This window comes from Yersinia similis, assembly GCF_001053095.1.
GTDB lineage: Bacteria > Pseudomonadota > Gammaproteobacteria > Enterobacterales > Enterobacteriaceae > Yersinia > Yersinia similis.
Map to the genome: position 1 here is coordinate 1 of NZ_CGBP01000053.1, position 9,798 is coordinate 9,798.

Sequence of the window (9,798 nt, forward strand, 5' to 3'; positions counted from 1 at the left end):
CCGTGGCATTGAGTCGCGCGCTGGTCAGGTCAATATCGCTGTTCAGCGTGCTGAGTTGCAGGTGATTACCCGCCTGAAGCAAGCCGCCACGGTTGTTCAGGGTGATGTCTTTCGCCATGCTGATTTGCAGGTTATTGGTGGCGCTGATCGCCCCCGCATTGGCGAACCCCTGTACCTCGGTCAGGCTGATATTCTCCGCCGCAATCAATGCCCCGTTAGCACGTAGATCGCCCGGTTTAACCCCCGCCAGATAGACCACGGGGACTAATACGGTTTGCCCGGCGACGTCACGGTTCTCCATCAGCACGATATTGTGGGTTAAGGTTGCCATCTGCTCCGCACTGAGGCGCGTACCCAGTGCCAAATTGAACGCTTTGCTGTACTGGACGCCGGCGGCAAAGAGCTGCTCGAACTGTGCCTGTTCGCTACGGTAATCACTGGCCACCGTTCTCCCCGTCAACGCCAGCACCTGATCCCGTAACAGCCGCTGTTCATAGGCGTTATCCCCCAGCCGTTTGTGTATCACCGAAGGATCGCGGCTCAGTTGCTGCAAATAGAGGTCCGACCCTTTCCAGTTATTCAGGCTGGCAAACGCCGGATGGGTCTCCACCAGATAGCCGCCGCTGACCGCCCGATCTGGGGTAACAAGGCCGGTTCGGTTGAGATCGTCAGACGGGGGAGGAACCCCACGCTGGCCCGTGGCATCGAGAGAGGAAGGGGGGCTGATATTCGCGAGAGATAACGCCGCTTCCGGGCCGGGGGCATAGTCACCTTTATCGGTCTTGAGCTGATACAGCCCGCTGCGCGGGAGCGTCAGGGAGATCCCGTTGAACTCGACGGCGATATTCTTGCCCGTGCTGTCGCGATCACGTGGGGCGACAATCGCGCCGGGTGCTGCCCCATTGTTTATCACCGTATTGTTTATCACCGTGCCGCTGCCAGTCAGGGTTTTGGCCGTGATGCTCGAGGCATATTGGTTGTTCGGGCGCAGCTTCATTTCCGGCCCCCAGGCGATACCCCACAACTTACCTTTATAGGTCCGGTAGCGATACTCACCGCTGGAGGTGGTCTGCTCAACCAGACGTTGTTGGATCCCCCAGTCATCTTGTTGCAGCGTGACCCCCGTAAGATCGATCACGCCTTGCGCACTCACTTTACTCCAGTTGTTTTCCAGCGTGCCCACCTGAGGCGTCAAATTGCCACCCGCGAGCAATTGCGCTTCCGGGCTGATTTGATCGATGCGGTTATAGGCAACAGTCGAGGTGTAGTTCGTGCCGATATAATCACTGTTCATTGGACCACCGGCAGGGGGTTGAGTATAACGCCCCCCCGGAATATCGGGGTTTTCTGCCGTCCAGTAAGCCGCCCCCTTTACGGTGTCACCCACGATAAAGTCTGTCGTGGCCGTTAAAATCTGACGGCGATTGGTCAGCGTCTTGGCGTAAACCAGCAGATCGTTTCCGGATTCAATCAGGCCGGAAAGGTTGAGCACCTGGGCCGCAGACGAGTAATTGCCACTATTATCTTGCCCGCCAGCCAGAATAACCTTACCCATGCCTAACAGGGTGGTGGTCGGTGCGGTATCGGTGCGCGTGACGGTATCACTGTTTTCAATTACCGGTGCCAACAGCGCTAATGTGCCGTTTTTATCCGTTGCACCGATCAGGGCGTTAGGACCCGAGTTAGTGATGCGTTCCCGCGCGTTAAGCGTGGCGGTGGCACCGATGAGGGTGCCGCTATTAAACAAGGTGTTGGCATCAGTACTTAGCCCACCGCGGGTTAATATTTCCCCGCAATTAGTCAGTGCGCCAGATGCACGGAGATCGGCTTGCACCGCACGGATATTGCCGTTATTCAGTAAACTGTTCGAACGGGTGCTCAGTTTGCGCCCCGCCAACAACTGCCCGTCATTGGTTAAAGCGCCGTGGGTGGTAAAGGAGAAATCACGCCCGGCCTGAAGGGTAGAGTCGGCCAGAATGTTGAAGTCACGCTGTAACCCCAGAGTCAGGTCCTGGCTGGCCGCTATCTTGCCTGTGCGGTTATCCAGTTGGCCAAGGTTTAACGCGATGTTATTCGCCTGAAGTGCGCCGCCTTGGTTATTGAGGGTTTGCCCTGCATTTGCGCCCGCATTGATAGCCAGCGAGCCAAGGGAGAGAATATTGGCGCGCTGGGTGCTGACATCCCCCTTGTTGGCGGTGATGGTTATTCCGCGGGCTTGCGTCTGGCTGCCGGTGAGATCAACCCCGCTGCCGGTTAACGTCATGGCACCGGCGGCAAGGCTTTGCCCGTGCGCGATTAAGTCCTGACGGACCGTCACCACCAGATCACCGGCGTTCGTCAGCTTGCCATCACTTTGCACACCCGCGCCTAACAGGCTACCGCTGTCGCTATCAAGGCCCTGCGCCTGTATGGCCACGTTGCCTTTGGAGAAGATTGTGCCACCACGGTTATCTAAATAACCCGGTAGATTCAGGTTGAAATCGGTGGCCCCCGTTTGCGCGATTACGCCGCCGAGATTGGAGAGCGCTTGCACATCGAACGTGACCTGATCGGCTATCAAACTCGCCTTATCGGTACGCAGCAAGACGCTGGGACTGGCCGATGCTTGTGTTGATGATGCTTGTGTTGATGATGATCGTGTTGAGGATGATCGTGTTGAGGATGGAGGTATAGATGATGGCGGTATAAATGATGATCGTGTCGCGGCTAGCTGGGTCACTAATAACTGAGTGGCGGCTTTAATCACGGCGCTCGTTAATGTGATATCACCCGATTTTGCCGTGAGGCTGATGGCGCAGGCCTGAGTCTGGCTGCCGGTGAGATCAATCTGGCTACCCGCCAACGCCAGCGACCCTGCGGCAATATTTTGCCCTTGCGCTATCAAGGCTTGCTCTGTGCTGACCGCCAGATTACCGCTGTCGCTCCGGCTACCGTCGGCCTTCAATCCCGCCGCCATTAGGGATTGATTGTCGCTAAGTAAGTCGTTAGCCCGCAGTTGGAGATCCCCAAGTGCGGCGATGGAAGCGCTGTTGCGTACACTGCCCTTTGTCAGCCACTGTAGCGCGCCCTGGGTATAAACCGAGCCAGTATTAACGGCATCCCCCTGCGTGGTGATTTCGCTGTTCCCTGCGCCATAAAGGCTACCGCGGTTATCCAGATCACCCTCGGTCAATAGGCGTATTTCCCCGTTGGCGGCGTGCAGCTTGCCCTCGTTGGTCAGGTTACCGGCGATGGACAGCCGCATCTGGTCACCTGCGCTGTACAGCATGCCACTGTTATTGAAGTCACCCTGAGCCGATAGCTGCATATCTCCACGAGTTTGCATCACGCCGCGGTTAGCCAGATTGCCGGTGGCGGTGAAGGTCAGTTGCTGTTCGGTGTAAATTTCACCGATGTTCTCTGTATTGCCGTTGACGGTAAATTGCCCGACACCGGTGGTATAGATAGCCCCACGGTTAAACAGGCTATCGGTGCTCAGTGACAAGCCTCGCCCGGCCAGCAGGCTGCTATTATCAGCATTAGTATTACGATCAGCACTGGTATTGCGGATACTGAGCGCGGTGAGTTGCATATCCCGCCCGGCTTCCAGTTTATATTGGTTAATCAATGCGCCACGGCTGTTAAAGAGCAGATCACGCCCTGCCGTTAAACGCGTGCCTGCCTGATGAATGAAATCGCTTTGTAGACGTAGCCACAGGTCGGTCGCTGCCGCAATTTCCCCGTTGCTGTTCTCCAGTTTGGCCAGATTGAGTTGGATATTATCGGCATGTAATTTCCCGCCGCGGTTATTCAGGGTTTGTTCAGGGTTGGCTACCGCAGTCATCGAGAGAGTGCCGGGGGTGATCAAGGCCGCTTCGCGGGTCGTAACATCACCGTCACGGGCGGTGATCATGATATTGCTGGCGTGCGTCTGGCTGCCAGTGAGGTCAACGCGGCTACCGGATAATGTCATGGCGCCCGCAGCGACATTCTGCCCCTGAGCAATCAATGCTTGCGTGGTATTGGCCTGTAAATCCCCTTTGCTGGCCTTACTGCCATCGGCTTGTATCCCTGCGCCGAGCAAACTCTGGCTATTGCTGGTCAGGCGTTCGGCTTGCAGTACCAGATTGCCTTTGCTGAGCAGCACACCGCCCCGATTGTCCAGATAGCCGGGGAGATCCAGCCTAAAATCACCGCTGCCTTTTTGGACGACCCGCCCCTCAACGTTAGAGAGGGAATCGGCGGTGAGATTGATTTGATCAGCGGTGAGGTAAGCCTTATCACTGCGCAGGATCTGGCGGGTATCCGCAAACAACGTGTTAGCTGCCATCACCGTGGCACCGGTTAACGCAATATCGCCTCCTGTGGTTGTCAGCCGCATATCCTTGGCTTGTGTCAGGCTATCAGTAAGATCAAGCTGGCTGCCGGAGAGTGCCAGAGTGCCTGCGGCTAGCGTTTTCCCTTGAGCAATCAAGGCGTGCCGCGTGGTGACATTGAGTTCACCACGCTGGGCCAGTTTGCCATCACTCTGTATGCCAGCACCCAGTAAACTCTGGCTATTACTGGTCAAGTGTTCAGCTTGCAGCAAAAAGTTGCCGCGGGTGAGGAGAGAGCCACCACGGTTATCAATATAACCCGGTAGATTCAAGTTGAAGTCGGTCATCCCGGTTTGCTTTATCACGCCCCCCACATTAGCGAGCGCTTGTGCGTCGAGCGCGATTTGCTCCGCGAACAAGTTAGCTTTACCGGTGCGTAGCAGAAAAGGGGTCGAAACAGACAGGCGACGATTGGCGAACAGGTTAGCCCCTGTCAAATCGATGTCGCCACCTTCGGTGGTGAACGTCAGATCACCGCTCTGAGTTTGGCTACCGCTGAGATCAATACGGTTCGCATTAAATGTCTGCGCCGTGCCGCTAGTATTTTTCCCTTGGGCGGTTAGCTGCCCACGGGCTTTAATATCAAGGGTGCCATGGGTAATGGCACTGTTATCGGATTTAATGCCAGCACCCAAGACAGAGTTGCGGCTGCTGTTAACCTCTGCCGCGCGGATCAAGGTGTCGCCCGCCGCCGCGACCGTGCCACTGTTGCTCAGTTTACCCGCTGTGGTCAGTTGGGTATTGCCCTTCCCATAGAGCACACCGCTATTCTCTATGCCTGAGGGGGTATTCACCGCCAGCTGTTGAGCACTGCTGATCTGGCCGCTGTTCACCAGCATACCGTCGGCCGTAATCACGATATCACCTGCAGAAGCTCCTATCTCGCCCGCATTGTGCACGCCAACACCGGTTTCAGTACCGATTAGGCGGATTTTACCGGCGTACATCCCCCCCAAATTAGCCACATCGACCGCCACGGCAGGACGAGGGCGGCCATCGGCGGCGTTGGTATTGATATTCTGGTGTGCAGCATCAACCTGATTGCGCCCGGTAGTGATATTCAGTTCATTGGCCCAGATGCCCGCATTTACTTTAACGGAACGGGCGATCAGATCGGTATGATCCTGACCGCGGCTGTCCAGGCCCTTTCCCTGAATAACAATTTCACCCCGTTCAACATCGTAGCCGGTGAGTTGGCCGTTATTGAGCTGCGCCTGACCGGTGGTAAGGGTTGCGCGGTTGGCGTTGATAAAACCACAGCCCTCGCAGGTAATGCCTGCTGGGTTAGCGATCACCACCTGCGCTTTACGTCCGGCCACTTCGATATAGCCGTTGAGCTGACTTGGGTCGCGACTGTTGACTTCGTTGAGGATCACGCTGGCTTCGCCCCGCGCCAGCCACGGATTACCATCAACCAATCCGGCAATCTGGGTCTGGTTGACACCGCGGCCGTTATTGAGGATCACCCCGCGATTATCGACATCAAACTGGCGGTAAGCGTTGCGCGAGACACCGCCGCTACTGGGGGTTTGGATATTAACCTGAGGGGTGCCGTTGGCGCTGCTGATAATGGTCGGCTGCTGATTACCCGGCGCACTGCCATCCGCCACAATTGCGGCCTGAGCGGATAACGAGATGCAACCCAAGGCCATTAACAGACTAAAACTCAATGGTGATAAGGCACTGACCCGGCGGCGCTGAGTATGCCCAACACCTGACGATGGCGACGATGCAGCCCGACCGGAGGCAGCAATATCGGCGACCACCATCAACATGCCTCGCGCTTGATTAAAAACGATACGGTACAGGTTTTTATTCATGGCTCATCCCAGAGAGTTAAGTAGGGTTAATTAAAGTTAAGTTAATTAAAGTTAATCGGGCGCATCAGTACTGCCAATTCAGGTTAAAACCCACCGCCAGCGAATCGGTTTTGAAACCATTAGGTTTAGAGAGCGGTTTCCCCGCAAACAGGTCATAGCGGGTATTCAGTACGTTGCCACGTACCCCGACGGCACTGCCCGCCAAATGGCGGCCCAACAGATAAGGGCCACTACGACCACCGACTTCGCCGTAATCCACACCGACATACAGTTCATGCCCCGGTAGCGGCAGATACCAGCCGATATCATTGCGCACCCACCAGCCGCTATCGGCAATCAGCGTGCGCTCACCATTAAAACCGCGCACCGACCAGCGGCCACCAATGGAGAACTGATCCTGTGGCGTCAGTGGCGTGTTGGTACTTTGGCGCTGATATTGCAGGTTGTAATGGAGGTTTTGCGCCATAACCGCAAAAGGAATATCCAGTTGCGCATTCAATCGCAGAATTTTGCTCAGGGCGGTGGCTTCGCCGAAATACTCTTCCTGCGCGGGCATGGCACCAAACCAGCGGGTGCCGCGCTGATAACTGATACCGGCATCCAAAATCGCCTGCGAGATAAAGTGGCGGTGTTGTAGCCCAATCCGCCAGACCGAGGTGCGACGGCGCTGTACTTCTACTTCGGTATCGTTGATATAGTTTTTCGACGAACGGGTTAGCACATCGTAGGTAAAGGTGGTTTTCTGGCTGGCATTACGGTGCAACAACCGGCTGAGTTGGAACGCCACGTTCTCACTTTCACCTCGGTAGTTGATATCGCCATTCAGGCCCGCAACGGCCTGGTAATAGTCATAACGGCTGGCGGTCATGCCTGCGGTCCAGTAACCGAATGGCAATGAGTAATGGCCGGTCAGATTATTCGTGCCTTTATCGCCACGGCGTTGCAGTGCGCCACCAACAGAGACATAAAACAGATCACTCAGAGAAAGCGGGTTATCCAGAAACAACGTCGCCCCCCCTTGATAGCGGCCAGTGCTGCGGGTACCCGCGTCATCCAGTGAGGCTGCCAGCCGCCACATTTTTCGTTGTTGCCAGTTCAGAATGATATCCGTCTCACCGGGGGAAGAGCCTGGGATCAACTCCATGCTGGCTTGCACCGTGGGGACACGCTGTAGATTTTCCAAGCCTTGTTCAATATCACGTAAATCCAACAGCGTCCCGGCACGGGCAGGAAAAGCACTGAATAACGTGACATACCTATTACTGTCTGGCGTCAGTTCCACAACGCGTATTTTGCCGGGCACGACGTTTAGCGCCAGCGTGCCGCTGTTTAAATCCTGCTGCGGGGCCAGCACACGGGTAGTCACATAGCCGTGTTCGACCAAACGGTTTTGCATCTGGCTCATTAGCAGGTTAATGCCCTTGGCCCCCAGACACTGGCCTTGCGCTTGATCGGCAATGCGTTGCAACGGCAACCAACGGGGCAATGGCTCGGCCCCACTGATTTTTATACGATTAATAACAAAGCAGGGGGTCTCCAGCGGAAAAATAATATGGCTAAAAAAGGCCGAGGGCGCAGATAAGCGCACATCCGGCGTCGGCGGAGCCAGGCGCTCTTCAAGTGCCCGTTGCCGCTCCTGTTGGTGAATACTTTGTTGAACGGGCGCTAATTCCGCGCCATAACTGGCATCTGGAATAGCCACTATTTTCAATAATACGCCAGCCACTAATATAGAATAATAAAAATGCGACATGAGGAGTTCCCTTCCCCAATAGCTTGGGGTACATAAAAATAATCATTACGTTACGCCACGATAATCATAATGACGTTATTCCTAATAATTTTATAGTTAATAAAAATAATCATATGATGGGAAAAATAACCACAGACAGACGTGAATAAAACATAAAAATGAAACTATTACATAAGTAACTTTAGCTAAATTCAATTTTTTAAATCAAATAAAGATATAGAGATTTACACTAAATTAATAATAAAATACAATTATTACAGTAAGTTGATTTTCATTGGGGTTCAAGTTACGCCCCCAAGCAAAGCGTTCATTCCACGTCTTAGATATAAGATATATTATTGAAAAAAATCAATTTAGACAATAAACCTTGAGATAAAATATTATATTTACGATAAAATAGCCTCAGTATTAAAGAGGCTATTGATAAAAGCAGTTCATTCCCGCGCATATTTTAAATAGTGATCTAAGTGAAAATGAAATTAGCCTTCGTTTACTCTTCGTAGTGATTAGAATACCAATAGTGTTGAAACGGTTTAATTAGGCCGCTTAAATTTCCCTTACCGCCAGTGGTGGTGCTATCCCCTACCAGAATGACTTTCTTCCCTTCGATTACCGTTCTCATGGCGGTGAGCTCGGAACATTCCTGAAATCTTCTGCCTCATGATCCAGCTCCCACCAGGTCTCTTCTATACCGGCACTCGAAAGATCGTATCGGGCGTACCAGGCCACCGTGGATTGTTCATCAAACTGATTAACACCATAAAAATGCAGGGAATGGCCTTCCACGGGTTTTATGCGTATTGGGCGGATCAGTTGATTAACCGCCAGATAGTGGGCGGATAGCCCTTCTGTCTGCGGGGTCAAATCCGGATATTGACCGGCACGAATTAACAGCCCATTGGCATAGTTTTCAATGTGGATCGCCGGGTCACGGGAGAGCACTTGACGCACCCAGGCCTCCCCCCCTAATCGCTTGATATAGCGGTTATTTAAAATGGTGATCCAATTAACACCGCGAATACTGTGGTTATAATGCCTTGCGGCAGCAAAGGCGTTTGCATTTACTTGTAACGCTGGATAACGTCTGGCTAGCTCATATTCGATAGGACAATAATCATCATAATCTTGTGGCAAACACAGACAATAACCGCAGTCCCCGCTATCTGGCTCCAGTTGCTGGCATAAGTAAGTCAACCAATCATTGAATCGTGCCATACCCTGAACTTCTTTAAGATAATGCCAGGGTAGAACTAAACCAAGATAAGAGTTTTCGCCGTCGTCATCATCGCCAGAATCCAGATAGTGCATAATGCAACTCGGGGCTTCATGCTTATTTTTCGCATCGCTGATATCCCAACCACCGTAATCGTAAATACCTTTCTTCAGGATGCTATTTTCTACTTTGGTGATATTTTCCGGGCTGTATTTTGTCATCCCGTTAAATTCATGGGCATGAAAACGTAAATGAGTGCCAAACTCCTCTCGGAAACGGCGGAAACACGCCAGTATTTTTTCTCGTTTTTCCAGGGTGTATCCCTGTTTAAAAAATAGCGTAATCGACAGCCCCAACCGGGTCACCACCACATCGTTATTGTCGGTGAAGGTAAATTCAGGCACGCGCTTTTCCAGCAATGTCATATATTCATGGTGAGTCATCATTACTCCAGATATATTATTGCGCCAAGAGAACCAAACTCACCGTGGCCGGTGTTCACTTCTCGTATGCGCTCATGTGCCACCGGTAAATTCAAGCTGGTAAAACCAGCTGCGACCGGGTATCAATGCGGCTGAGGGTGCTGGTGGTTGCCTCTATGCCCCTTGGCATTTGACAGGGAAACGGATCAACGCTCATTTTGCAGCCAGCAGCCAG

3 protein-coding genes and 1 pseudogene are annotated in these 9,798 nt (G+C 53.2%); all 4 read right to left on the minus strand.

What is annotated here, in order from left to right:
• Positions 1-6,175: pseudogene (gene cdiA / locus AC971_RS20825) on the minus strand (contact-dependent inhibition toxin CdiA); the annotation flags it as partial.
• A 64-nt stretch (positions 6,176-6,239) separates the two neighbouring features.
• Positions 6,240-7,928: a ShlB/FhaC/HecB family hemolysin secretion/activation protein gene (locus AC971_RS20830; protein WP_025381536.1), complete on the minus strand. Its 1,689-nt coding sequence runs from the start codon at positions 7,926-7,928 to the stop codon at positions 6,240-6,242.
• Between the two features lie 490 nt (positions 7,929-8,418).
• Positions 8,419-8,550: a hypothetical protein gene (locus AC971_RS25530; protein WP_258953840.1), complete on the minus strand. Its 132-nt coding sequence runs from the start codon at positions 8,548-8,550 to the stop codon at positions 8,419-8,421.
• Positions 8,547-9,584 carry a type VI immunity family protein gene (locus tag AC971_RS20835; RefSeq protein WP_025381537.1) on the minus strand — a complete coding sequence of 346 codons (1,038 nt, stop codon included), beginning with the start codon at positions 9,582-9,584 and terminating at the stop codon, positions 8,547-8,549. Before AC971_RS20835 ends, AC971_RS25530 begins: the two co-directional genes overlap by 4 nt.
• Positions 9,585-9,798: the final 214 nt, after the last annotated feature.